The organism is Thiobacillus sp. (genome assembly GCA_024235835.1).
Classification (GTDB): domain Bacteria; phylum Pseudomonadota; class Gammaproteobacteria; order Burkholderiales; family Thiobacillaceae; genus PFJX01.
In genome coordinates this window covers 1573947-1596695 of record JACKLQ010000001.1, presented here as the reverse complement: position 1 = coordinate 1596695, position 22749 = coordinate 1573947, and the positions used below count along the sequence as shown (strand labels likewise).

Annotated in this window: 29 protein-coding genes; 14 read left to right on the top strand and 15 right to left on the bottom strand. The window is 64.9% G+C overall.

The genetic code is table 11. From position 1 onward, the window contains the following. Positions 1–7: 7 nt before the first annotated feature. From H6935_07905 to H6935_07890, 4 genes are read right to left on the bottom strand one after another with little or no spacing between them, the layout of a single operon-like run. Positions 8–421: an RDD family protein gene (locus tag H6935_07905; protein ID MCP5278270.1), complete on the bottom strand. Its 414-nt coding sequence runs from the start codon at positions 419–421 to the stop codon at positions 8–10. After that, a complete protein-coding gene (locus H6935_07900) occupies positions 418–780 on the bottom strand; it encodes a DUF3106 domain-containing protein (protein ID MCP5278269.1) in 363 nt (120 codons plus the stop codon). The genes H6935_07905 and H6935_07900 overlap by 4 nt, the downstream gene beginning before the upstream one ends. Before the next feature lie 20 nt (positions 781–800). Then, complete coding sequence (locus H6935_07895) at positions 801–1193, bottom strand: DUF3619 family protein (GenBank protein MCP5278268.1); 393 nt, start codon at positions 1191–1193, stop codon at positions 801–803. Next, positions 1190–1753: an RNA polymerase sigma factor gene (locus H6935_07890; protein ID MCP5278267.1), complete on the bottom strand. Its 564-nt coding sequence runs from the start codon at positions 1751–1753 to the stop codon at positions 1190–1192. The genes H6935_07895 and H6935_07890 overlap by 4 nt, the downstream gene beginning before the upstream one ends. Positions 1754–1884: 131 nt before the next feature. Between H6935_07890 and rplU the strand changes: the two genes are divergently transcribed. The 4 genes from rplU (at position 1885) to H6935_07870 (ending at position 4792) form a co-directional block, all read left to right on the top strand. Beyond that, positions 1885–2196 (top strand): 50S ribosomal protein L21, encoded by a 312-nt coding sequence (rplU, locus tag H6935_07885; GenBank protein MCP5278266.1) that lies wholly within the window; start codon positions 1885–1887, stop codon positions 2194–2196. A gap of 17 nt (positions 2197–2213) precedes the next feature. Further along, positions 2214–2477 carry a 50S ribosomal protein L27 gene (gene rpmA, locus H6935_07880; GenBank protein ID MCP5278265.1) on the top strand — a complete coding sequence of 88 codons (264 nt, stop codon included), beginning with the start codon at positions 2214–2216 and terminating at the stop codon, positions 2475–2477. 72 nt (positions 2478–2549) lie between these two features. Next, positions 2550–3674 carry a GTPase ObgE gene (gene obgE / locus H6935_07875; protein ID MCP5278264.1) on the top strand — a complete coding sequence of 375 codons (1125 nt, stop codon included), beginning with the start codon at positions 2550–2552 and terminating at the stop codon, positions 3672–3674. After that, the gene (locus H6935_07870; GenBank protein ID MCP5278263.1) at positions 3671–4792 is read left to right on the top strand and encodes a glutamate 5-kinase; all 1122 of its coding nucleotides are present in this window, start codon (positions 3671–3673) and stop codon (positions 4790–4792) included. The genes obgE and H6935_07870 overlap by 4 nt, the downstream gene beginning before the upstream one ends. A gap of 42 nt (positions 4793–4834) precedes the next feature. Here H6935_07870 and ispH read toward each other — a convergent pair whose 3' ends face one another. The 6 genes from ispH to murJ form a co-directional block, all read right to left on the bottom strand. Further along, entirely contained in the window at positions 4835–5764 is a 930-nt protein-coding gene (gene ispH / locus H6935_07865) for a 4-hydroxy-3-methylbut-2-enyl diphosphate reductase (GenBank protein ID MCP5278262.1), read from the bottom strand. Then, on the bottom strand, positions 5761–6195 hold the full coding sequence (locus H6935_07860; protein ID MCP5278261.1) for an FKBP-type peptidyl-prolyl cis-trans isomerase: 435 nt from the start codon (positions 6193–6195) through the stop codon (positions 5761–5763). Before H6935_07860 ends, ispH begins: the two co-directional genes overlap by 4 nt. A 43-nt stretch (positions 6196–6238) precedes the next feature. Then, complete coding sequence (locus H6935_07855) at positions 6239–6736, bottom strand: lipoprotein signal peptidase (protein ID MCP5278260.1); 498 nt, start codon at positions 6734–6736, stop codon at positions 6239–6241. Beyond that, positions 6729–9515, bottom strand: a complete 2787-nt coding sequence (gene ileS / locus H6935_07850; protein MCP5278259.1) for an isoleucine--tRNA ligase — start codon at positions 9513–9515, stop codon at positions 6729–6731. The genes H6935_07855 and ileS overlap by 8 nt, the downstream gene beginning before the upstream one ends. 540 nt (positions 9516–10055) lie before the next feature. Further along, on the bottom strand, positions 10056–10991 hold the full coding sequence (locus tag H6935_07845) for a bifunctional riboflavin kinase/FAD synthetase (protein ID MCP5278258.1): 936 nt from the start codon (positions 10989–10991) through the stop codon (positions 10056–10058). Positions 10992–11048: 57 nt separating this feature from the next. Beyond that, a complete protein-coding gene (gene murJ, locus H6935_07840) occupies positions 11049–12587 on the bottom strand; it encodes a murein biosynthesis integral membrane protein MurJ (GenBank protein ID MCP5278257.1) in 1539 nt (512 codons plus the stop codon). A gap of 100 nt (positions 12588–12687) precedes the next feature. Here murJ and rpsT point away from each other — a divergent pair, with 100 nt between their 5' ends. After that, entirely contained in the window at positions 12688–12951 is a 264-nt protein-coding gene (gene rpsT / locus H6935_07835; GenBank protein MCP5278256.1) for a 30S ribosomal protein S20, read from the top strand. Between the two features lie 71 nt (positions 12952–13022). Here rpsT and H6935_07830 read toward each other — a convergent pair whose 3' ends face one another. After that, positions 13023–13340 (bottom strand): DUF3579 domain-containing protein, encoded by a 318-nt coding sequence (locus tag H6935_07830; protein ID MCP5278255.1) that lies wholly within the window; start codon positions 13338–13340, stop codon positions 13023–13025. Between the two features lie 90 nt (positions 13341–13430). Between H6935_07830 and ppa the strand changes: the two genes are divergently transcribed. Then, entirely contained in the window at positions 13431–13979 is a 549-nt protein-coding gene (gene ppa, locus H6935_07825) for an inorganic diphosphatase (protein ID MCP5278254.1), read from the top strand. 16 nt (positions 13980–13995) lie between these two features. Continuing rightward, the gene (locus H6935_07820; protein ID MCP5278253.1) at positions 13996–14553 is read left to right on the top strand and encodes a metallophosphoesterase family protein; all 558 of its coding nucleotides are present in this window, start codon (positions 13996–13998) and stop codon (positions 14551–14553) included. Here the strand turns inward: H6935_07820 and H6935_07815 are convergent. Genes H6935_07815 through H6935_07805 form a run of 3 tightly spaced genes read right to left on the bottom strand, consistent with a single transcriptional unit; the run spans position 14550 to position 17228 of the window. Beyond that, a complete protein-coding gene (locus tag H6935_07815) occupies positions 14550–15317 on the bottom strand; it encodes a DUF3025 domain-containing protein (GenBank protein MCP5278252.1) in 768 nt (255 codons plus the stop codon). The genes H6935_07820 and H6935_07815 overlap by 4 nt on opposite strands. Before the next feature lie 4 nt (positions 15318–15321). Beyond that, on the bottom strand, positions 15322–16188 hold the full coding sequence (locus tag H6935_07810) for a tetratricopeptide repeat protein (GenBank protein MCP5278251.1): 867 nt from the start codon (positions 16186–16188) through the stop codon (positions 15322–15324). Next, positions 16185–17228 (bottom strand): hypothetical protein, encoded by a 1044-nt coding sequence (locus H6935_07805; GenBank protein ID MCP5278250.1) that lies wholly within the window; start codon positions 17226–17228, stop codon positions 16185–16187. Before H6935_07805 ends, H6935_07810 begins: the two co-directional genes overlap by 4 nt. A 153-nt stretch (positions 17229–17381) precedes the next feature. Here H6935_07805 and H6935_07800 point away from each other — a divergent pair, with 153 nt between their 5' ends. Further along, positions 17382–17672 carry a hypothetical protein gene (locus tag H6935_07800; GenBank protein MCP5278249.1) on the top strand — a complete coding sequence of 97 codons (291 nt, stop codon included), beginning with the start codon at positions 17382–17384 and terminating at the stop codon, positions 17670–17672. A gap of 248 nt (positions 17673–17920) precedes the next feature. On the opposite strand, the gene H6935_07795 is transcribed toward H6935_07800, so the two are convergent. Next, positions 17921–18151, bottom strand: coding sequence for a HypC/HybG/HupF family hydrogenase formation chaperone (locus H6935_07795; protein MCP5278248.1), 231 nt, complete (start codon positions 18149–18151; stop codon positions 17921–17923). A gap of 125 nt (positions 18152–18276) precedes the next feature. Between H6935_07795 and H6935_07790 the strand changes: the two genes are divergently transcribed. The 6 genes from H6935_07790 (at position 18277) to H6935_07765 (ending at position 22746) form a co-directional block, all read left to right on the top strand. Next, a complete protein-coding gene (locus H6935_07790; GenBank protein ID MCP5278247.1) occupies positions 18277–18747 on the top strand; it encodes a HyaD/HybD family hydrogenase maturation endopeptidase in 471 nt (156 codons plus the stop codon). Then, a complete protein-coding gene (locus H6935_07785) occupies positions 18737–19147 on the top strand; it encodes a hydrogenase expression/formation protein (protein ID MCP5278246.1) in 411 nt (136 codons plus the stop codon). Before H6935_07790 ends, H6935_07785 begins: the two co-directional genes overlap by 11 nt. Positions 19148–19243: 96 nt before the next feature. Then, entirely contained in the window at positions 19244–20347 is a 1104-nt protein-coding gene (locus H6935_07780) for a hydrogenase small subunit (protein ID MCP5278245.1), read from the top strand. Between the two features lie 2 nt (positions 20348–20349). Beyond that, positions 20350–21009 (top strand): hypothetical protein, encoded by a 660-nt coding sequence (locus H6935_07775; GenBank protein MCP5278244.1) that lies wholly within the window; start codon positions 20350–20352, stop codon positions 21007–21009. After that, the gene (locus tag H6935_07770; protein MCP5278243.1) at positions 21006–22295 is read left to right on the top strand and encodes a (Fe-S)-binding protein; all 1290 of its coding nucleotides are present in this window, start codon (positions 21006–21008) and stop codon (positions 22293–22295) included. The genes H6935_07775 and H6935_07770 overlap by 4 nt, the downstream gene beginning before the upstream one ends. A gap of 4 nt (positions 22296–22299) precedes the next feature. After that, positions 22300–22746 (top strand): hypothetical protein, encoded by a 447-nt coding sequence (locus H6935_07765; protein MCP5278242.1) that lies wholly within the window; start codon positions 22300–22302, stop codon positions 22744–22746. Positions 22747–22749 lie beyond the last annotated feature (3 nt).

Here is a 22749-nt window from a genome sequence, read left to right as displayed (position 1 = left end):
GGAAGGGTCAGCGGGCGCTGACCAGCCGGGTGCCCGCCAGGCGGTCCTGGAGAAACTGGTGGTCTGAGCGAAACCATGTCGCCCACCACCCAAGTCCCAAGACAGCCAGGTTGGCCCAGGCCAGCCCATATCGCAGCCAGAGGCGGCCCCAGCCCGGCTGTTCACCTGTCGTCGTTTCCATGCGCAGTCGCCAGGTCTTCATGGCCAGGGTCTGGCCCTTGCGCCAGAACAGGGTGAAATAGCACCCCGCTACCAGGAAGAGATAGGCTTGCAGCAGATGCCGCGCCAAGTCAGGCTCCAGTTTCTGGGTGAGGACCACGAAGGGGAAGGTGGCCACCAGCAGCAAGGCCACCAACAGGAGCCCGTCATAGAGGCCGCACAGCAGCCGCCTGCCCACGGAGGGCGCTTCAACCTCCGTCACTTGGCCGGCGCATCCCCGCCCGGGGGCGAGAACTCCTTGCACAGGGCATCCAGCCAGCGCTGCTTGATCTTGGCTTGATCCTCCGCCGGCAGGGTCTGGATGCGGCTCAGGTTCTGGCGAGCCGCCTGGCGTTGCTCCGGGGTGAGGCGGGACCAGGCCCGAAGGCGTTTCTGCAGCAGCAGCTGTTGCTGGGGAGACAGGGTGGGGTAATGCCGTGCCACGGCCAGCAGCCTTTCCTGTTGCACTCCAGGGAACAGGTTCCAATCGCTGGCCAGGGGCGCCAGGGCAGAGCGCTCGGCGGTGCTAAGGCCGCTCCATGGGTGCTGGCCCGCCAGGGCAAGGTTGATGGCCAGGGCCATGCAAGCCCCTAGCAGCGTGTTCAGGAATCGGTGAGACATACGGCTTCCACATTCTCGCGGGTGACCAGGCTCCAGTCCGCGAAGACCTGGGGCGGCAGTTCCCCGGTCAGCAACTGGATGTCCAGGGCGCTGGTATCCGGGGTGACGGGCTTGGAGGGGACGGGTTGGCGCAAGGCCAACCAGGCAACCATGAGCAGGATGGTGGCCAGCCCCAATACCGCCAGGGCGGGGTGCTGGCGCAGTACCAGCAGGCCTTGGCCGGCATGCTGGGGATGAAGGGATGCCAGGGCCCGGCGACGGCTGTCGTATAGGCGCGACCGGGTCCGGGCATCCAGGTGCCTGGTGCCCTGGTCGAGGGTCTCTATCACCCGTTCGGTCGTCGGGCCTGTGTTATCAAACGCTTGCTCGCTCATGGCGCGATGCCCATTTCCTTCAGCTTTTGGGCCAGGGCGTTGACGGCGCGGAAACTGTGGGTTTTCACACTGCCTTGGCTGCAACCCATGATTTCGGCGGTTTCCGCCACATCCATCCCTTCCCAGTAACGCAACAGAAAGGCTTCCCGTTGACGCGCGGGAAGCTCGCTAATGGCCTGCTCGATCAGGGCCAGGTGCTGGTTTTCCACGGCGGTTTGCTCTGGGGAGGGCGAGGAATAATCCTCGGCACCGGCTGCCAGGCTCTCCAGGGTTTCCGTATTGTCATCGTCCTTTTCCCGCAAGGGCGACACCAGTTTCACCCAGTAGTCACGCACCTTTGCCCGGCGAAAATGGTCGTGGATGGCGTTCTGCAGGATGCGCTGGAACAGCATGGGCAGTTCCTGGACCGTTTTCTCAGAATAACGTTCCACCAGCTTCATCATGGCGTTCTGCACCACGTCCAGGGCGGCGTGGTGGTCGTGGATGGCGTACAGGGCGTGCTTGTAGGCTCGCCGTTCCACTTCCGCCAGGAAATGGTCGATCTCCAGGTTGGTGGCCACGGGTTTCCAAGGGGCTCGAATGCCCCTATATATACCAAAGCTTGCCTGGGGGATGTGCATTGATTGCAAACAGAAAAGGCTTCGCATAGAATGCCACGTTTTCCGAATCGACCCAGTAACTGGAGACAGGCATGTACGCTGTTATCAAGACCGGTGGCAAGCAATACAAGGTATCCGCCGGCGGCAAACTCAAGGTGGAAAGCCTGCCCGTGGACGTCGGCGGTGAAGTGGAAATCAAGGACGTGCTGATGGTGGCAGACGGCGACAGCATCAAGGTGGGTACTCCCCTGCTGGCCGGCGCTTCCGTGAAGGCCACCGTGCTGGCCCATGGCCGTCACGACAAGGTCATGATTTTCAAGATGCGCCGCCGCAAGCATTATCGCAAGACCCAGGGGCACCGTCAGAACTACACGGAAATCCGCATCGACGGTATTTCTGCCTGATCTAGGAGTAGAGAACCATGGCACACAAAAAAGCAGGCGGCAGTTCCCGTAACGGTCGCGACTCAGAATCCAAACGCCTGGGCGTGAAACGCTACGGCGGCCAGTTCGTGCCCGCCGGCAACATCCTGGTGCGTCAGCGCGGCACCCAGTTCCACCCCGGCACCAACGTGGGCGTGGGCAAGGACTACACCCTGTTCGCCAAGGTGGATGGCGTGGTCGTGTTCGCCGTCAAGGGCGAGAAGAAGCGCCGCACCGTCAGCGTGATCCCGGTCTCCGCCTAAGCACGCCGGGTTGCACCAGAGAGCCCTATCTCCGGATAGGGCTTTTTAGTTTCTGGCCCAAGACACAAGCCCATGAAATTCATCGACGAAGTCCGCATTGACGTGGCCGCCGGCAACGGTGGCAACGGCTGCGCTTCCTTCCGGCGGGAGAAATTCATCCCCATGGGGGGGCCGGACGGGGGCGACGGTGGCCGGGGCGGCAGCGTCTGGCTGGTGGCCGACCGCAACATCAACACCCTGGTGGAATACCGCTACACGCGGCACTTCAAGGCCCGCAACGGCGAAGGTGGCCGGGGCTCCGACTGCTACGGCAAGGGCGCCGATGACATCGTCCTGCGAGTGCCCGTGGGTACCGTTGTGCAGGACGACGACACCGGCGAACTCCTGGCGGACCTGGCCCGTGATGGCCAGAAGGCCCGGGTGGCCAAGGGCGGCCAGGGCGGCCTGGGCAATCTCCACTTCAAATCCAGCACCAACCGGGCGCCGCGCCAATGCACCCCGGGTGAGGAAGGCGAAAAGCGCCGCCTGCATCTGGAACTGAAGGTGCTGGCGGACGTGGGCCTTTTGGGTATGCCCAACGCGGGCAAGTCCACCTTCATCCGCTCGGTGTCCGCCGCCAAGCCCAAGGTGGCCGACTATCCCTTCACTACACTGCATCCCAACCTGGGGGTGGTGCGTGTGGACAGCGAGCGCAGCTTCGTGGTGGCCGACATCCCCGGCCTCATCGAAGGCGCCGCCGAGGGCGCCGGTCTGGGCCACCAGTTCCTGCGCCACCTGGCCCGCACCCGACTGCTGCTGCATCTGGTGGACCTGGCCCCCTTCAACCCGGACACCGACCCGGTGCGCGAGGCCCAGGCCATTGTGGAAGAGCTGCGCAAGTACGACGAAGGCCTTTACCTCAAGCCCCGCTGGCTGGTGCTGAACAAGACGGATTTGATCGACGTGGGTGAACGTGCCAAGCGCATCGCCGCCTTCATCCAGGATTACGGCTGGACAGGCCCCGTCTTCGCCATCTCCGCCATCAGCGGCGACGGCTGCCAGCCCCTGGTTTTCGCCATCATGGATCACCTGGACGCCGAGCGCCGCGCGGATGTGGCAGAGCCCCCAGGAAACGTCTTGGCCGCTTCCGCCCCCCGAGGGGGGCAAGAATACTTGGGGCGCTCCGGCGTTTCCTTCAGCGAGGACTCCACGGAATGAACCAGTCCGTCATCGCCGGTGCCGGACGCCTGGTGGTGAAGGTGGGCAGCGCCCTGGTCACCAACGACGGCCGGGGTCTGGACCATGCCCGCCTGGCCCTGTGGTCCGAGCAGATTGCCAAGCTCACCCACTTGGGCAAGGAGATCGTCCTTGTCTCCAGCGGCGCCATCGCCGAGGGCATGCAGCGCCTGGGCTGGCCCAGACGACCCAAGGCCCTGAATGAACTCCAGGCCGCCGCCGCCGTGGGCCAGATGGGACTGGTGGAGGCCTACGAGCGCAGTTTCCGCGAGCACGGCCTCCACACCGCCCAGATACTACTCACCCATGCCGACCTGGCGGACCGGGAGCGCTACCTCAACGCCCGTACCACCCTGCGCCGCCTGCTGGAGCTGAAGGTGGTACCCATCATCAACGAGAATGACACGGTTACCACCGATGAGATCAAGGTGGGAGACAACGATACCCTGGGTGCCCTGGTGGCCAATCTTATCGAGGCGGACGCCCTCATCATCCTCACCGACCAGCGGGGCCTCTACACCGCCGATCCCCGCAAGCATCCGGAGGCGGAATTCGTGCGCGAAGCCATGGCCGGCGACCCCAAGCTGGAGGAAATGGCCGGCGGCGCCGGCTCCAGCGTGGGCACCGGCGGCATGCTCACCAAGGTCCTGGCCGCCAGGCGGGCCGCCCGCAGCGGCGCCCACACGGTCATCGTCAGTGGCCGGGAGCAGGACGTGCTGGCCCGCCTGGCCTCGGGCGAGGCCCTGGGCACCCATCTCATCGCCCGCCAGGAGCCCCTCGCCGCCCGCCGCCAGTGGCTGGCCGATCACCTGCAGGTGGGGGGCAGGCTGGTGCTGGATGACGGGGCGGCCAAGGCCCTGCGGGAAGGGGGCAAGAGCCTGCTGTCCATCGGCGTGGTGGAGGTGAAGGGGAAGTTCCAGCGTGGCGACGTGGTGGGCTGTGTCGATGGCTCGGGGCGGGATCTGGCCCGGGGGCTGGTGAACTACTCTTCCGACGAGGCGCGGCGGATTGCGCGGCATGCTTCCAGTGAGATTGAAGGCATCCTGGGGTATGTGGATGAACCGGAACTGATCCACCGGGATAACCTGGTGCTGCTCTGAGGGTTTTCATTCCCCCTTTCTCAAAGGGGGGAGAAAAAAAACTCAGTCCACCAACGCCCTTGGCAAGGGGAAATTCACTTTCTCCTCAATCCCCTCCAACGGCATGACGGAATCAGCGCCCAGCTCTTTCAAACGGGCCACCACCCCCTCCACCAGAACCTCCGGCGCCGAGGCTCCGGCGGTGATGCCGATCCGCTGCTTGCCTGCCAGCCACGCTGGGTCGATCTGCCCCGCGTTGTCCACCATATGGGCATCCAGACCGATATTCCGTGCCACCTCCCGCAAGCGGGTGGAGTTGGAGGAATTGGGCGAGCCCACCACCAGCACCAGGTCGCATTCGGCGGAGAGCTTCTTCACCGCGTCCTGGCGGTTCTGGGTGGCATAGCAGATGTCGTCCTTCTTGGGACCGCGGATGTGGGGAAAACGGGCCTTGAGGGCGTTGACCACCCGGGCGGCGTCGTCCACGGACAGGGTGGTCTGAGTGACATAGGCCAGATTGTCCGCATCCTGCACCTGGAGGGTGGCCACGTCGGCCTCGTCTTCCACCAGGTACATGCCCGTGTCGGACTGGCCCATGGTGCCTTCCACCTCGGGATGGCCCTTGTGGCCGATCATGACGATTTCCAGGCCCGATTCCCGCATCTTCTTCACTTCCACGTGCACCTTGGTGACCAGGGGGCAGGTGGCGTCGAAGACGGTCAGGCCCCGGGCCTCGGCATCATGCCGCACGGACAGGGGGACGCCGTGGGCGCTGTAGATGAGGGTGGCGCCGGGGGGGACGTCGTTCATGTCCTCGATGAAGATGGCGCCCTTGGCCTTCAGGTCGTCCACCACGAACTTGTTGTGCACGACTTCATGGCGCACGTAGATGGGGGCGCCGAACTTTTTCAGGGCCTGTTCGACGATGGCGATGGCCCGGTCCACGCCGGCGCAGAAGCCCCGGGGGGTGGCGAGAAGAATGGTCTGGTTCATTGGGGCTGTTCGATGCTGATGATCTGGACTTCCAGGGTGACGGGCAGGCCGGCCAGGGGATGGTTGAAATCCACCTGCACGGCATCCTCGCCGACCTCCAGCACCGTGCCCATCATGCTCTGGCCGTTGGGCAGGTCGAACTGGACGCCGTGGCCGGGTTCCAGTTCCATGTCGGCGGGGAAGTCGGCCCGGGCCAGGGTGTGGACGAGTTGATCGTCCCGCTGGCCGAAGGCCTCGCCGGGGTCCAGGTCGAAGGTGAGATGCTGGCCTTCGGTCAGGCCCAGCAGCAGGGTTTCCAGGCGGCCTTCCAGTTCCCCGGAACCCAGGGTGAAGGTTTCTGGGCCTTCCGGGAAGGTGTTCACTACCTCCTCGCCGCTGCATGCAAGGTGGTAATGAAGGGTGACCCGGTCGCCGGGACGCAGGCCGCTCATGTGCGCACCCTCGCGGGTTTCTTCGCGTGACTGTCCGAAACCCTCATCGGGATTTACCTTTCCTGAAACTGTCCCAGATCAGCAGGGCCGCGCCGACGGTGATGGCGGAGTCCGCCACATTGAAGGCGGGCCAGTGCCAGGCGCCCACGTAGAAATCCAGGAAGTCGATGACGTGGCCGTACAGCACCCGGTCGACGAGGTTGCCCACGGCGCCCCCCAGGATCAGAGCCAGGGAGCCGCAGAACAGGGGCTGGCCCCGGGTGCGGCGCAGCAGGTAGACGATGACCACGGCGGCCACGCTGGCCAGCACCACGAAGAAGGCCCGCTGCCAGCCTGCCTGGTCGGCGAACAGGGAGAAGGCGGCGCCGGTGTTGTGCACGTGCACCAGGTTGAAGAAGCCCGTGAGGGGAATCACGTCCTGGTAGGCCACCAGGCTGTCCATGACCATCACCTTGGTGAGCTGGTCCAGCACCAGGGCCAGGCCGGCCAGCCACAGCCAGCGCAGGCCGGTGGGGGAGTTGTCGCCGAAGATCTTACGCATGGTCGCGCTTTTCACCTTCGCCATGGAGGTTGCTGACGCAGCGGCCGCACAGGCCGGGATGGGCCGGATCGGCATTCACGTCGTCGCGCACATGCCAGCAGCGCTCGCACTTGTCGTGGGCCAGGGCCTCTACCTCCACCCGGGTTTCGCCCGTGGCTTTCTCCACCGTGGCGGCGGAGGTGATGAGCACGAAGCGCAGGTCGTCCCCCAGGCCCGCCAGCAGGTCATGGTCCGTGCCGTCGGCCAGGTACTTCACGCCGGCCTGGAGGGAGGATCCCACCTTGCCTTCCGTGCGCACCTCCTCGATGCGCTTCTGGGCCAGCACCCGCAGTTCCCGCAGGCGGTTCCAGCGGGCCAGCAGGTCATCCTCGCCAGGCTGGCGGGGCAGTTCGTGCCACAGGGACAGGAACACGCTTTCCGACTTGCACTGCAAAGCCCAGATCTCCTCGGCGGTGAAGGAGAGGATGGGGGCCATGAGCCGGGTCAGGGTCTGGAGGATGTGCCACAGGGCGCTCTGGGCGGCGCGCCGGGGCTTGCTGTTGGCGCCGGTGGTGTAGAGCCGGTCCTTGAGGATGTCCAGGTAGAAGGCCCCCAGGTCCTCGGAGCAGAAGTGGTGCAGGCGCTGCACGGCGGTGTGGAAACTGTAGACGCGATAGTCGTTGAGGGTGGCATCCTGCATCTGCCGGGTGAGGGCCAGGGCGTAGCGGTCGATCTCCAGCCACTCGCCTTCCGGCAGCATGTCTTTCGCGGCGTCGAAGTCGGCGGTGTTGGCCAGCAGGAAGCGCAGGGTGTTGCGGATGCGGCGGTAGCTCTCGGTGACCCGCTTGAGGATCTCGTCGGAGATGGACAGTTCGCCGGAGTAGTCCGTGCTGGCCACCCACAGGCGCAGGATGTCCACGCCCAGGGTGTCCGCCACCTTTTGCGGCGCCACCACGTTGCCCTTGGACTTGGACATCTTCATGCCCTTGCCGTCCACCACGAAGCCGTGGGTCAGCAGGGCCTCGTAGGGCGCGTGGCCGTCGGTGGCGCAGCCCGTGAGCAGGCTGGACTGGAACCAGCCGCGATGCTGGTCCGAGCCTTCCAGGTACAGGTCGGCGGGGTGCTTGAGGCCCTCGCGCTCCTTCAGCAGGCAGGCGTGGGTGACGCCGGAGTCGAACCACACGTCCAGGGTGTCCTTTACCTTCTCGTACTGGTCCGTTTCGTCGCCCAGCAGTTCCTTGGAGTCCAGGCTGAACCAGGCCTCGATGCCGGCCTGCTCCACCCGCTGGGCCACGGCTTCCACCAGTTCCGTGGTGCGGGGATGGAGTTCCCCCGTGGTCTTGTGGATGAAGAAGGGGATGGGTACCCCCCAGTTGCGCTGGCGGGACACGCACCAGTCCGGGCGGCCCTTCATCATGGCTTCCAGGCGGGCCCGGCCCCAGGCGGGGAAGAACTCGGTGTCTTCAACGGCCTTCATGGCCATGTCGCGCAGGGTTTGACCTTTCCCCCTTCCCCCTTCCCCCTTCACTTCCCTGTCCATGCCGATGAACCACTGGCGCGTGGCGCGGAAGATGATGGGGGTCTTGTGGCGCCAGCAGTGGGGATAGCTGTGCTGGATCTTTTCCTCCGCCAGCAGGTGGCCCCGGCCCTTGAGTTCCTCCATCACGGTCTTGTTGCCGGCCCAGATGGACTGGCCGCCCACCAGGGGGGTGTCGGCGTAGAACTTGCCGTCGCCGCCCACGGGGTTGGCCACCTCCAGGCCGTACTTCAGGCCGGCGATGTAGTCGTCATGGCCGTGGCCGGGGGCGATGTGCACCAGGCCCACGCCGGCTTCCAGGCTGACGAAGTCCGCCAGGATCACGGGCACCTGATGCTCATAAAAAGGATGCTGGAGCTTCAGGCCCTCCAGGGCGGCGCCCTTGATCTGGGCCACGGTTTCCACGGTCTCGAAGCCGTAGCGCTTGATGGCGGCCTCCGCCAGGTCCCGGGCCAGGATGAGCAGGCCCTTGGGGGTGCGGATCACGTCGTAGGCGAAGTCCGCGTGCACCGCCACGGCGCGGTTGGCGGGCAGGGTCCAGGGCGTGGTGGTCCAGATCACGGCATAGGCCGGGATGTCCAGATTGGGGATGCCCAGGCGGGCGGCCAGGTCGGCCACGTCCGCCACGGGGAAGGCCACGTCGATGGCCGGCGAGGTCTTGTCCTCGTATTCCACCTCGGCCTCGGCCAGGGCGGAGCCGCAGTCCACGCACCAGTGCACGGGCTTGGCGCCCAGGTACAGGTGGCCGTTGGCCTGGATGGTGGCCAGCTCGCGGATGATGTCCGCCTCGAAGCGGTAATCCATGGTGAGGTAGGGGTGGTCCCAGTCCCCCAGCACCCCCAGGCGGATGAAGTCCGCCTTCTGGCGCGCCACCTGGCTGGCGGCGTATTCCCGGCACAGCTCGCGGAATTTCGCGGCGGGGATGTCCTTGCCGTGGGCCTTCTCCACCACCAGCTCGATGGGCAGGCCATGGCAGTCCCAGCCCGGCACGTAGGGTGCGTCGAAGCCATCCAGGGTCTTGGACTTGACGATGATGTCCTTGAGGATCTTGTTCACCGCGTGGCCGATGTGGATGTCGCCATTGGCGTAGGGGGGGCCGTCGTGCAGCACGAACAGGGGCCGCCCCTTGGCGTTGGCGCGCAGCTTGTCGTACAGCCGCTTCTCCTGCCAGGCGGCAATCCAGCCCGGCTCCCGCTTGGCCAGGTCGCCCCGCATGGGGAAGGGGGTGTCGGGGAGGTTTAATGTGTCTTTGTAGTCGGGCATTTTGCTTCTTTGCCTTGCTGGGCCTGGTGATGCGGTGATTTGTGAGGATACGGTGATTGGCCGGGGGCGCCCGGCAGCGCATTACTTTCTTTGTTCGTGCAAAGAAAGTAACCAAAGAAAGCACGCCCCGCTTCGTCGCCCTTCGGGTGCCCAATTTTTCCAAGCCCGTTCGGGCGGCTGCGCAACTCGCCCTGCGGGCTCAGACAGTGCTCGCCGACTTCCCCCGAACGGCCTCGGAAAAATTGGCGACTCAGAGGGGATGAAAAGCGGCGGCGCGCGACGGTTTTCACCCCCTCTGACGGCGCCGGGATTTTGGCCCTTGGCTGGGGTTGCCGAAGGCCAGCGAAAGGTGTCTGAGCGAAGCGAGTTCTTTCGCTGCCCCAGCCAAGGGCCAAAATCCCGGGGTTTCGCCGGAAGTGGGGTGGCCTTCTTTTGGGTACTTTTCTTGGCCACTCAAGAAAAGTACCGCGCTGCCGGGCGCCCCCGGCCAACAGCCCAGACCTTACGTTGTGACCGCCAATACATGTCCCAAAGCCAAATTCAGGCATTCAACAACTCCCGTGCCTGCCTGGCATCCAGATCAATCTGGGCAATGAGCGTCTCCAGGTTCGGGAACTTGGCTTCATCCCGTAGCTTGTGCAGGAACTCCACCCGCAGGTGCTCCCGGTAGATGGAGCTGTTGAAGTTGAACAGGTGCACCTCCAGCGTGGGCTTGCCATTGGAGTGCACCGTGGGCCGGGTACCCAGGCTGGCCACGCCGGGCCAGTCCGGCCGAATTTCTCCGTTGATTCGCAGGCCCTGCACGTGCACGGCGAAGATGCCCTTCACCGGCGGCTTGTTGTGCTTGAGCTGGATGTTGGCGGTGGGATAGCCGATCTTGCGGCCCAGCTGGTCGCCGCCCACCACCCGGCCGGAGATGGAATAGGGCCGGCCCAGGAGCTGGGCGGCGGTGGCCATGTCGCCGGACGCCAGGGCGTCCCGCACGGCGGTGCTGGAGGCCCGCTGGTCGGCGGCTTCCACGGTATGCAGGGCCTCGACTTCGAAACCATATTCTTCGCCCAGGCGTCGCAGCAGGGCAAAGTCTCCGGCCCGCCTGGCGCCGAAGCGGAAATCGTCGCCCACCAGCACGTAGCGGGCCTGCAGGCCCTCCACCAGGATGCGCTTGACGAAGTCCTCGGCGGAGAGGGCGGCGAAGGCCTTGTTGAAGCGGCAGATATGTACGTGGGCCACGCCCAGGTTGCGCAGGATTTCCAGTTTCTCCCGCAGGGAGGTGAGGCGGGTAGGGGCGTCCTGGGGGGAGAAGACCTCCCGGGGGTGGGGCTCGAAGGTGAGCACCGTGGGGGCCGCGCCCACGGATGCAGCCCGCGCGGTCAGGCGCGCCAGCATGGCCTGATGGCCCTGGTGGATGCCGTCGAAATTGCCGATGGTGACGGCATTGGGACGGTTGGCCTGGGGCCATCCGTGAGTCATCAACATGGGGTTGAGTATGTGATTGAAAAAATGGAGATTTTAGCGATTTCCAGGGGGTGCCGTCTATGTGACGCCACGCCGGCGGAAGTTGGCGATGCGGAAGCCCAGGGCCCACAGGGTGGCGAAATAGACCGCCATGCCCCCCAGGACCAGCAAGGCCAGGTGGCCAGCCCTTTGCCTGAAGCCGTAGTCCACCCAATGACTGGCCTCACCCATGCCGAACCATAGCCCAACCCCCATGAGCGTAAGGGCCAGGCCCAGTTTGAGCAGGAAGGCGGCCCAGCCGGGCTGTGGCTGGAAGATGCCCTGCTTGCGCAACTGGTAATAGAGGATGCTGGCGTTGATGCAGGCACCAAGACCGATGGCCAGGGCCAGGCCGGCATGCTTCAGGGGCCAGATGAAGACCAGGTTCATGGCCTGGGTCGCCAGCAGGGTGAAGAGGGCGATCTTCACCGGAGTTTTAATGTTTTGGCGGGCGTAGAAGCCGGGGGCCAGTACCTTCACCAGGATGATGCCCACCAGGCCCACGCTGTAGGCCACCAGGGCCTGGCGTGTCATCTCCAGGTCCAGGGTGCCGAACTCGCCGTAGTGGAACAGGGTGGCGATGAGGGGTACGGCAAGCACCCCCAGGCCCACGGCGGCCGGGGCCGCCAGCAGCAGGGTCATGCGCAGGCCCCAGTCCAGCAGTTTGGAGTACTCGCCCGTGTCGTTGTCGGCATGATGCTTGGCCAGGGATGGCAGCAGCAGGGTGCCCAGTGCAACCCCCAGCATCCCGCTGGGGAACTCCATGAGCCGGTCGGCGTAGTACAGCCAGGACACGCTGCCCGTGGCCAGGAAGGAGGCGAACAGGGTGTTGATGAGGAGGCTGATCTGGGCCACGGACACCCCCAGGGCGGCTGGGCCCATGAGTTTGAGGATGCGGCGCACGCCTTCGTCCCGGGGGTTCCAGTCCCAGCCGGGCAGCAGGTTCATGCGTTTCAGGGCGGGCAGTTGCAGGGCCAGTTGCAGCACGCCACCCAGGAAGGCACCCCAGGCCAGGGCCAGCACGGGCGGGTCGAACCAGGGGGCCGCCACCGCCGCCGCCAGGATCAGGGCCACGTTCAGCAGCACCGGCGTGAAGGCCGGCAGCATGAAGCGGCTGAAGGTGTTGAGGACACCGGCGGAAAGGGACACCAGGGAGATGAACAGGATGTAGGGGAAGACGATGCGGGTCAGGTCCACGGTGAGCTGGAACTTGTCCGGCGAGGCGGTGAAGCCGGGGGCGGATATCAGCACCACCAGGGGCGCGGCGATGATCCCCAGTGCGGTGACCGCCAGCAGGACCACCGTTAGCACCGTGGCCACCCGACCGATGAGGATGCGGGTCTCGTCCTCGCCGCGGCGATTCTTGTATTCCGCCAGCACCGGCACGAAGGCCTGGGAGAATGCGCCCTCAGCGAACAGGCGACGCAGCAGGTTGGGCAACTTGAAGGCCACGAAGAAGGCGTCGGTGGCCGCGCCGGCGCCGAACACCCGGGCAATGATGGCGTCCCGCGCGAAGCCCAGCACGCGGGAGAGCAGGGTCATGGAACTGATGGAGGCCAGGGCGCGGAGCAGGTTCATGGGCCGGGATGTTAATTGAAAAGCCGGGCTTGCCTTGATTGCCGGAGGCCGGTATAGTGCCCGCCTTTCGATTAAAGCGTCCGGATTCAAGGAGTTTTTTATGGCTAACAGCGCCCAGGCAAAGAAGCGTGCACGACAGGCAGCGCATCAGCGTGTGCACAACATGGCCCAGCGCTCGGCTTACCGCACTGCGGTGAAGAAGGTGCGCAAGGCTATCCTGACTGGCGACAAGGCCGCCGCTCAGGCTGCCCTAAACGAGAACATGAGCGCCATGGACAGCCTGGCTGACAAGCGCATCGTGCACAAGAACAAGGCTGCCCGCCACAAGAGCCGTCTGTCCGCCGCCATCAAGGCCATGGCCTGATACGGTTCCTCGGCCCGGGGGCCGTGTTGGAATGCGAGAAAACTGCCCGGCAAGTGCCGGGCAGTTTGTTTTCAGTCCCGGGGTTTCTGCCTGCCGTCCACCACTTCCAGGTCGTTGTCCCGGGCGAAGTCCAGCAGGAACTGGAACATGCGGCTGTCCTGATCCTCCAGGGCGCGGTTGACCACCACGCAGCGGACCCCGGCCCGGGTCACGGGCTGCACGTGGGGACAGTAGTTGAGGCGGTTGTCGCTGCCCACCTGGGAAACCAGGCCCGCCAGCCGGTCCGCCCAGTCGCTGGGCCGGAATGTGCGGCCTCGGGTGGTTACGCCGCGGATGACCACCTCGCTGCTGAGTGTGCAGGTGATCTCCGCCGCGATGCTGTTGTCCATGGTGTGTCCCTGTGAAGGGTGATCGGTGTATTCAACGGTGTAGTCGAGCCTGCCTATAATCGGCAAGTTTCCTAAAAACTGGAGCCCTTCATGAATCTGGATCGTGTCACTTCCGGCCGCGACATTCCCAACGATTTCAACGTCATCATCGAGATCCCCGCCCACGGCGAGCCCATCAAGTACGAGGTGGACAAGGACACTGGTGCCATGTTCGTGGACCGCTTCATGTCCACCGCCATGCACTACCCCTGCAACTACGGCTACGTACCCCATACCCTTTCCGACGACGGCGACCCGGTGGACGTGCTGGTCATCACCCCCATCCCCTTGCTGACGGGCGTGGTGGTGCGCTGCCGTCCCGTGGGCATGCTGAAGATGCAGGACGAGGCGGGGGACGATGCCAAGGTCCTGGCCGTGCCCGTGGACAAGCTCACCAACCTGTATCGGGACATCGAGTCTCCCCGGGACCTGCCGGAGATGATGCTGCACCAGATCTCCCACTTCTTCGAGCATTACAAGGACCTGGAAGCCGGCAAGTGGGTGAAGGTCCAGGGCTGGGTGGGGGCCGAGGAGGCCAAGGCCGAGATCATGGCCGGCGTGCAGCGCTACCTCTCCGCTCCCGAGAAGCCCAACTTCTGAGTCGGGGCGTTTGCCCGTGCTGGTCTGCATCCTGTCCGACAGCCACGACAACCGGCGCCTGCTGGAGCATGCAGTGGAGGACGCCAAGGCCCGGGGGGCCCAGGCGGTGCTCCACTGCGGCGACGTGGTGGCGCCCACCACCCTGCGGGTGCTGAAAAAGTTCGAACTCCCCGTCCACGTCATCCATGGCAACAACACCGGGGACCTGTACGCCATGCACCAGCTGGCCCACGAGCCCGACAGTGTGGTGCGCTACCATGGTCAGGACGCGGTGGTGCACCTGGCGGGCCGTACCCTGTTCCTGGTGCACTACCCCCATTACGCCGCCGGCATGGCCCTCACCGGGGACTACGACATCGTCTGTTGCGGCCATGACCACCGGGTCAGCGTGCAGGAAGTGAAAAACACCAGGGGCTCCGTGACCTGGCTGGTGAACCCGGGCACGGTGGGCGGCGTGGGTAAATATCCAAGCTATGTGCTGGCGGACCTGGCCAGCCTGAGCTTTTCGGTGTTCGAGGTGCCCACCGCCCCCGGCGAGGCCTGCAATACCCCGCCGGTGTCCGTGCACACCTAGGTTTTCCGCACAGGCCTGAACACCGTCTCGTCTTCGTAAAAGGCGTCATCCTCGTTGGCCGGCCACCAGCCGGGCACGCCCAGCACCGGCATGGGGAACAGGTCTGCCGGGCGGGAAATGCCACCCTCCAGCCAAAGCCTCGCCAACTTACGGTCCAGCTTTTCCTGGTCCCCATGGGCGGACTGGTCTAGAAACGCGCATTTGGCAGTGATGCCCGGCCAGGGCGTCAGCAGTTTCTCCAGCACGGCGTGGCCCACGATGAGGATCTTTACATGTCGCCAGTCCGCGCGCCGCTCCACGAAGGCTTTTCGCCAGCGCCGAGCGCGCAGGTCTTCTCCAAGGCCTGCGTCCGGGCCGGCCAGCACCAGGCCGCTTTCGTCGAACAGGGTGGCCGCATCGGAGAGGGGGCTGCGGGGGCCGCCCGTCGTCCTCAGGGCCTGGCATTGCACCGCGTTCAGGGCCCGCTTGGCATGGGGCAGGGCCAGCCACGTAAGGGCATTGAGCAGATCGTGCCAGTTCTCCGTGCGGGTGGGCACCGAGCCCGTGGCCAGGATGCCCGCCTCGTAGTCCCGTTGCCCGCAACGCAGCAACTGGGCTTCGAAGCGGATGGGCTGGCGCTGGGCGTTCACCAGACGCCGCTCCGATGCCAGTCCATTGAGGACATCCAGGCTGGGCCAGCCGGGGCCGGTGATGCGTTCGCTCCAGGGCCGAAGATGGGCGAAGGGGGGCGTGTCGGCGAAGTCCGGGCGCCAGGTGTCCGCCATGACCTCAGGCGTTCAACGCCGCCAAGGCAGAACGGTAATGGCGCGTCAGGGGATGGCCCGTGCCCAGCATCCCGAACAGGGCCAGCAGGGCGCGGCGGCCCAGGTCCTCGCGGAAAGCCGGAGCCGTGCGGGCCAGTTCCAGGAGATGTTCCAGAGCTGTCTGCGGGGCTTCGTCGAACAGTGCCCGGGCGGCCAGGGTCAGGCGGGCTTCTTCGTCGCCGGGGTTCGCGGACAGTCGGGCTGCTGCGTCCTCAGGGCCGTTCTGGGCGGCGTCGATGAGTTCCAGGTGGGCCAGCAGGGGGGCGATGCCCGGGGACTGGCGCGCGGCGGGGGGCAGGGCGGTCAGCAACTGCAGGGCCTCCCCGGGACGGCCTGACAGGGTCAGCAGCTTGGCCAGGTCCATGGCCACGGCCAGGTCTTCTGGATGCTCAACGGCGATGCGGGCCAGTTGCTCGATGGCCCCGGCCGTGTCACCCCGCTGGTGGGCTGCCAGGGCGGCCATGCGGGCCGCGTCCTGGTCGCTGGCCAGGTAGCGGCCCAGGGCCTCGTGGAAGGTGCTGTCCGGCTCGGCACCATGAATGGTGTGCACCACCTGGCCATGGAGGAAAAACTTCACCGTGGGCACGCTGGTGACCCCCAGGCTGTGGGCCTGGCGGCTGAGGGCGTCGGTGTTGGCCATCACCAGCAGGAAGCGTCCGTGATATTCCGAGGCCAATCTCACCAGGCGAGGCATGAGGACCATGCAGGGGCCGGCCTTGGCGGTCCAGAAGTGGACAAGTACCAGGCCTTTCATGGAGTTGCCCTGCACCAGGGCCTGGAAGTTGTCTGGCGTGGCGTCGAATACGTAGGGGGAAAGGTTGGCGTCGCTCATGGGTAGCCCCACAGTTTTTTCCAGTCGATGTCAGGCCAGTCCTGTTCCACTTCCAGGAAGCCCCGCAGGGCATAGGTCTGGCGGTCCAGGGGACGTTCCCGGGGGACCTCCATGAGGCGGCCCCGGCTATCCAGGAAACTGGTGGCGTAATGGGCCACGCCGCGATGGCCTCGTCGTGTGATGCAGGCGCTTTCGCCGTTGGCCAGGCGTACCAGGGTGCCGGGCGGATACAGTCCCATGACGCGCAGCAACTGGGCGCTGATCTGGGGGTCCAGATGGGCGCGGTCCCGCCCGAAGAGGTCCTTCATGGCGGCACGGGTGGTTTGGGGCGGCCGATAGTGGCGGCCGGAAATCCTGGCGCAATAGACGTCCGCCACCCGGATCAGTCGTGCCATGGGTGAGATGGCTTCGATGCCCAGGCCCGCCGGGTAGCCGCTGCCGTCAATGTTCTCGTGGTGCTGGGCCACGGCCTGGAGCCAGTCCTCGTCCGTAACGCAGCCGTTTCGCAGGCTGTCCACCGCGCTGCGGGGATGGGCGAGGATGGCGGCCCGGTCACCGGCCTCGGTGAAACGGGGGTAACGGTACAGCCGGTCCTGAACTTCCAGCACCGCCAGGTTCATGGTGAGGGCTGCGCCGGCCAGGCTGAGTTGCTGGGCCTCATCGAAGTCCAGCCGGTCCGAAACCAGCTCGGCCACGGCCAGCACGTGCAGGCTGTGGTGCACGCTGGGCCGGGCTGGGGTGGCCCGGCGCAGGTAGCCGATGCAGGCATCCGGGTCCAGGCGCAGTGTCTTGAGCAGGGCCTTTAGCAATTCGTGCAGTTGCTCTGCCAGCAGCACGCTGTAGGGGGGGGTCAGCAGGGCGTCCGCTTCCCGGGCCAGGGTTTCCAGGCGTTCCAGCAGGTTGATGCCCACAGGCATGGCATACCCCTCACCCGCATGGGTTTCCCGGAACAGGGGTCGCGCGACGAGCTTGCGAAAGTGGGTTTCGCTCGTTACCACCATGCCGGCGCCGGCCACCAGCACGCCTGCTTCCGTGTACACGTCCCAGGGCAGAGGTTCGCCAACGATCGAGGGATGGAGGTGGACAGGACGCAGCACAGGGGCGGAAAAATGGTTCGGGCGGTTTTTGACGGGCTTAAGCGGGCGTATTATTTCACGCATTGCCAATGCAACTGCCCCATTGAAAGGCACCCCATGACCGTGCACGCCCTGAATGACGAGGAAGTCCGCCTGCTGCGTGAGGAGATAGAACTCCTTATGGCTGAACGGCAGACCCTGCTCCAGGTGACGGGCGCCGCTGCCGTGCTGGTGGCCAACCTGGACGAGGAGACCCTGCCCCAGGACCAGGACACCATCGACGCCGCCGAGGTGTTGGCCGAAAGCCTCAATGCCCTGCCGGAAGAAACCCTGAAGGACGCCCTGGAAGCTGTCTCTGCCGAGTTTGATCCCGAGGCCCAGGCCCGGGAAAACCAACCTGTCGCCTGAAGGCCGCGCTTCTTTCCTTCCTGCACCTGCTTGAGCCATGGCCGCCCTGCTGCCCGTCGTCAGCCGGGACCTATGGCTATCCACGGCCAACTGCGGCTGCTGTGCCGTGAGGGCGGCCAAAATTTCAATGGGGAAGCACGTCACTTTCCGGACGAAATTTCAACTGCTTCTCCGCCGAGGACCTGACGTCCTGCCAGCCCCGCTGGCCAGGCCCCCAGGCTGACCAAGCCTGCCAGTTGCAGGCTGGTTCAGGCCTGGAATTCCTTCAGGATCTGGTCGAAAAGTTCCCAGGCCTGTCGCGCTTCGTCCTCGTCCACCCTGCGCACGGCATACCCCACCTGGACCGCCACGAAGTCCCCCAGTCGGGGCAGGTCGTCCTGGAGCATGAACAGGGATACATCCCTGTGCACGCCCTTGGCCTCACATCGCGCATTGAATCCGTCAATGGCGGTGATCCGCATGGGTATGGCAAGGCACATGCTTGAAGGGGAATATGGTCGAAAACCAGGAAAGTATAGGCCTTCCGGACCAGACTGGATGCGGCATAAAAGTCGACCTTATTACTTGGTTGTTATTGTATTAGGAGACGCTTAATCTGATTCTTATGAAAATTCTGGTGCTCGGCATCGGCAATACACTCCTCACTGACGAAGGCGTTGGTGTGCACGTACTTGAACGGCTGGGCACGGATTCCCTGCCCGACGATGTGGAGTTGCTGGATGGGGGCACCCTGTCCTTCACCCTGGCGGGCCCCATCGAGGAGGCTGAAGCCCTGGTTGTGGTGGACGCCGCCAATCTGAAATCTTCTCCCGGTACCCTCAAAGTGTTCAAAGGCGAGGCCATGGATGCCTTCCTAATGGGTAACCGCAAGTCCAGCGTGCATGAAGTGGGACTCACCGACCTGCGGGCCATCGCCATGCTGGCGGGCCACTGGCCGGCTAGGCGCGCCCTGGTGGCCATCCAGCCCCAGGCAGTGGACTGGGGCGAATTCCCCACGGCGGAGGTGGCGGCGGCTATTCCCGCAGCGGCCCAGGCTGTCCGTGACCTGATCGAGGAGTGGCGCGGTGAGCATTGAAAGCATCCCCGTGCGGGTGATGGCCCCGGATTCAGGGCTGTCCGGCAATGCCTGGCCTCTGATGATGGAGATCGCGGAAATGGTGCGCACCCTGGTGGACACGGGCGATACCGCTGCCATCGACCTGTCTGCCCTGCCCCTTACCCCGGCGGACAAGGACTGGCTCAAGGAACGCCTGGGCAGTGGCCAGATCCATGTCACCCTGGATGCGGAAGGCCTTTCCACCCTGGACGAGACCGCCTGTCCCGGCGTGTGGTGGATTACCCATCTGGATGGCCGGGACCGGGTCATGGCGGAGTTCATCGAAGTGACTCTGGTGCCCGACCTGGTGAAGGCGCATCCGGAGGACATAAAAATCGGACTCGAATATCTTGAAGGCGTGATTTCTCAACTAAGCTGAAAACGAGTGTTCCTGCGCTGGCCCCAGCCGGCGCAAAGAAGAAGCAAGAAGTTGAAGTAGTAATTGGTTGCTGGTGCGAAATGGAGATGACTCATCATGCACGGACCCTTGATTGATTCGCTGGCGCGGCAGGGGGTGACCCGCCGCACATTCCTCAAGTACTGCGCCACCCTGGCATCCATGATGGCCCTGCCGCCCTCCGCGGGACGGGCCATGGCGGAGGCCATGGCGGCGGCCTCCGGAGGAGGGCAGCGGCCCTCGGTGATCTGGCTGCCCTTCCAGGAGTGCACGGGCTGCACGGAATCCATCACCCGCTCTCATTCCCCCACCATCGAAGGCATGATCTTCGACATGATTTCCCTGGACTACCAGGAGACTCTCATGGCGGCGGCGGGGCACCAGGCGGAAGAGGCCCTGCACAACGCCATGAAGGCCAACGCGGGCAAGTACCTGCTCATCATCGACGGTTCCGTAGCCACCGGCCTGGACGGCGCTTATTCCTGCATCGCCGGCAAGACCAACCTGGATGCGCTTAAGGAAGCCGCTCCGGGTGCGGCAGCCATCATTGCCCTGGGGTCCTGCGCGGCCTTCGGAGGTTTGCCCAATGCCAAGCCCAATCCCACCGGTGCCGTGGCCGTGACGGACATCATCAAGGACAAGCCCGTGGTCAACATTCCCGGCTGCCCGCCCATTCCCGTGGTCATCACCGGCGTGCTGGCCCATTTCCTCACCTTCGGCAGCCTGCCGGAACTGGACAAGCTGGGACGGCCCAAGGCCTTCTACGGCGAAACCATCCACGACCGCTGCTACCGTCGGCCCTTCTACGACCAGGGCAAGTTCGCCAAGACCTTCGACGATGCCGGTGCCCGCAATGGCTGGTGCCTGTTCGAACTGGGCTGCAAGGGCCCTGTGACCTACAACGCCTGCGCCACGGTGAAGTGGAACGATGGCACTTCCTGGCCCGTGGAATCCGGCCATGGCTGTCTGGGCTGTTCCGAGCCTGACTTCTGGGACGGCGGCGGTTTCTACAAGGCCCTGTCCATGCCAGCGGACCCTCTGAAAATGGCCACGGCGGCCACCGTGGCCGGCGCGGCGGCTGGAGTCGCGGTCAGCTTCGCCAACCGCAGCAAGAAGTCCACAGCCAAGGCGGGTCACGAGACCACCACCCTGGCGGATTTGGAGAAGAGTGAGGAGCAGTGAGCATGAATGAAATGCAATTTCTGACCTGGGTACGGGGTCCCGGCCTGGACATCGCCGTGGGCATTTTTCTCTTGGGCGTGCTGTGGCGGCTGATCGAGATCTACAGCCTGGGGCGCAAGAAGGACCTGGCCGCGCCGCGCCATGTGGCCGGTGCTTCCGGCTGGCACACCATCTTCCGTCGTTCCGTGCCGCCACCCGGCCTGCTGAAGCGCTCCCCCGTAAGCTACATCGGCGGCTACACCTTCCACTTCGGCCTGGCCATCGTGGTGTTCCTGTTCGCGCCCCACATCAAGCTCATCGAAAGCCTGACAGGACTTTCCTGGCCGGGCCTGCCATCCCAGTTCGTGGACTTCGTTGCGGTGGTGACCATGGCCGCCATGGTGGTGGTGCTGGTGGATAGGCTGAACAAGCCGGTGAAGCGCTATCTCTCCACGTTCGAGGACTGGTTCACCTGGGCCGTCACCTTCCTGCCCGTGGTCACCGGCTGGATGGCGGTGCAGCACCTGTTGCTGCCCTACACCACCATGCTGGCCCTGCACATCCTTTCTGTGGAAATCCTGCTGGTGGTGTTGCCCTTCACCAAGCTGTTCCACGCCTTCACGGTGTTTGGCTCCCGTTGGTACAACGGGGCGGTCAATGGTCATAAAGGGGTACCCGTATGAGCGCGTCACTAGACAAGGGCGTGCGCGTCCTGAAAGAAGTCATCGACGCGCCCATCGCCAGCTACTTCAACAGCTGCGTCCATTGCGGCCTCTGCGCCGAAGCCTGCCTTTTCTACACCGAGACAGGCGATCCCAAATACACGCCCATCCACAAGCTGGAGCCCCTGCGCCGTGTGTATGAGCAGGAATACACCCTGCTGGGTCGGCTGGCCAAGCTGGTGGGCCTGTCCAAACCCGTCACCGACGCGGAACTGGCCGAGTGGCAGGAACTGGTTTACAACTCCTGCACCCTCTGCGGTCGTTGCTCCGTGGTCTGCCCCGTGGGCAATGACATCGTCTACATGGTGCGCAAGTTCCGGGAAGGCATGTCCGCCTCCGGCAACGCCCCGGAGGGCATCAAGGGTGCCGCCCAGCGCACCGTCACCATCGGCAGTCCCATGGGCGTGAAGCTGCCCGCGGTGAAGGCCCAGATGAAGCACGTGGAAGAGGACTACGGCATTCCCATTCCGATGGACGCGGAAGGGGCCGAGTACATGGTGATGCTCTCCTCCATGGAGATCATCAACTTCCCCGAATACCTGGGGGCCATCGCCAAGATCATGCAGCAGGCCGGCAAGACCTGGACCCTCTGCTCCACCGCCTTCGAGGCCACCAACGCGGGCATGCAGATCGGCAACTCGGACCTGGCCCGGGTCATCGTCTCCCGCATCGTCGAGGGGGCCGAGCGCCTCAAGGTCAAATGTGTGATCAGCCCCGAGTGCGGACACGCCTACACCGCCCTGCGCTGGGAAGGTGCCAACCTGGTGGGCCGGCCGTTCACGTTCGAGGTCAAGCACATCATCGAGGTGCTGGGCGAGTTCCAGGAACTGGGCCTGCTCAAGACCGAGGGCAAGGAAACCGACCGCCTCACCTTCCACGACCCGTGCCAGCTGGCCCGTCGCGGCGGCGTCATCAAGCGGCAGCGCAGCCTGATGAACCAGGTGGCGGCCAATTTCGTGGAAATGCCCGATGCCGGCTTCATGAACTGGTGTTGCGGCGGCGGCGGCGGTGCCTCCGCCATCGAGGAAGGCGAGGAGTTGCGCCTGGAGGCCTTCAAGAAGAAGAAATCCCAACTGGAGGCCGTCAAGCCGGACCGTCTGGTGACCGCCTGCGCCAACTGCCGCATCGTGCTGGAAGAAGGCCTGGAGCATTACCAGATGGACATCCCGGTGGTTGGCCTGACGGAAATGCTCGCCGAGCACATTCCCGAAGCCAAAACCGAGTCAGCCCCCGCGCAAGGAGCCTGAAGCCATGACCATCCACAATGACTCTGAATTCAAGTCGGCCCTCAGCGGCCTGGATCCGGCCCGCCAACGCCGTGCCGCGGCCCGGTTCGTGGAAAGGGTGTTGGACCTTTCCGGAGATGTGCGCGTGCGCGCTTCCGTGGAGGCTGCCCAACGGGGCGATCTGCAGGAGGCGGAACGGGAAGTCCTGTTCCAGGCGGCCAACACTGCCCGGGTGGAAAGCTTCACCCAATGCGGACGGGAGGCGGATTGGGGCGCCCAGGCCGGCCATTTCGTGGCCAAGGCGGCGGTCAGCTGCGTGAAGGCCATCGTGGCGGGAGAAAGCATTGCCTGGGATGCCGCCATGCACGCCCGCATGGCCCGTACCTTCCAGAGCCTGGCCGATGGCGTGGGTACGGAAACCCGCGAGGCCGAGGCCCAATACGCCATCCTGGATGAAATCCTGAAAGCCTGAGGA

Coding starts and splice junctions, on each gene's coding strand:
- H6935_07900 (MCP5278269.1), bottom strand. CDS start 780: ATGGCCCTGGCCATCAACCTTGCCCTGGCGGGCCAGCACCCATGGAGC.
- H6935_07895 (MCP5278268.1), bottom strand. CDS start 1,193: ATGAGCGAGCAAGCGTTTGATAACACAGGCCCGACGACCGAACGGGTG.
- rplU (MCP5278266.1), top strand. CDS start 1,885: ATGTACGCTGTTATCAAGACCGGTGGCAAGCAATACAAGGTATCCGCC.
- rpmA (MCP5278265.1), top strand. CDS start 2,214: ATGGCACACAAAAAAGCAGGCGGCAGTTCCCGTAACGGTCGCGACTCA.
- obgE (MCP5278264.1), top strand. CDS start 2,550: ATGAAATTCATCGACGAAGTCCGCATTGACGTGGCCGCCGGCAACGGT.
- H6935_07870 (MCP5278263.1), top strand. CDS start 3,671: ATGAACCAGTCCGTCATCGCCGGTGCCGGACGCCTGGTGGTGAAGGTG.
- ispH (MCP5278262.1), bottom strand. CDS start 5,764: ATGAACCAGACCATTCTTCTCGCCACCCCCCGGGGCTTCTGCGCCGGC.
- H6935_07860 (MCP5278261.1), bottom strand. CDS start 6,195: ATGAGCGGCCTGCGTCCCGGCGACCGGGTCACCCTTCATTACCACCTT.
- H6935_07855 (MCP5278260.1), bottom strand. CDS start 6,736: ATGCGTAAGATCTTCGGCGACAACTCCCCCACCGGCCTGCGCTGGCTG.
- ileS (MCP5278259.1), bottom strand. CDS start 9,515: ATGCCCGACTACAAAGACACATTAAACCTCCCCGACACCCCCTTCCCC.
- H6935_07845 (MCP5278258.1), bottom strand. CDS start 10,991: ATGTTGATGACTCACGGATGGCCCCAGGCCAACCGTCCCAATGCCGTC.
- murJ (MCP5278257.1), bottom strand. CDS start 12,587: ATGAACCTGCTCCGCGCCCTGGCCTCCATCAGTTCCATGACCCTGCTC.
- rpsT (MCP5278256.1), top strand. CDS start 12,688: ATGGCTAACAGCGCCCAGGCAAAGAAGCGTGCACGACAGGCAGCGCAT.
- H6935_07830 (MCP5278255.1), bottom strand. CDS start 13,340: ATGGACAACAGCATCGCGGCGGAGATCACCTGCACACTCAGCAGCGAG.
- ppa (MCP5278254.1), top strand. CDS start 13,431: ATGAATCTGGATCGTGTCACTTCCGGCCGCGACATTCCCAACGATTTC.
- H6935_07815 (MCP5278252.1), bottom strand. CDS start 15,317: ATGGCGGACACCTGGCGCCCGGACTTCGCCGACACGCCCCCCTTCGCC.
- H6935_07810 (MCP5278251.1), bottom strand. CDS start 16,188: ATGAGCGACGCCAACCTTTCCCCCTACGTATTCGACGCCACGCCAGAC.
- H6935_07800 (MCP5278249.1), top strand. CDS start 17,382: ATGACCGTGCACGCCCTGAATGACGAGGAAGTCCGCCTGCTGCGTGAG.
- H6935_07795 (MCP5278248.1), bottom strand. CDS start 18,151: ATGTGCCTTGCCATACCCATGCGGATCACCGCCATTGACGGATTCAAT.
- H6935_07790 (MCP5278247.1), top strand. CDS start 18,277: ATGAAAATTCTGGTGCTCGGCATCGGCAATACACTCCTCACTGACGAA.
- H6935_07780 (MCP5278245.1), top strand. CDS start 19,244: ATGCACGGACCCTTGATTGATTCGCTGGCGCGGCAGGGGGTGACCCGC.
- H6935_07775 (MCP5278244.1), top strand. CDS start 20,350: ATGAATGAAATGCAATTTCTGACCTGGGTACGGGGTCCCGGCCTGGAC.
- H6935_07770 (MCP5278243.1), top strand. CDS start 21,006: ATGAGCGCGTCACTAGACAAGGGCGTGCGCGTCCTGAAAGAAGTCATC.
- H6935_07765 (MCP5278242.1), top strand. CDS start 22,300: ATGACCATCCACAATGACTCTGAATTCAAGTCGGCCCTCAGCGGCCTG.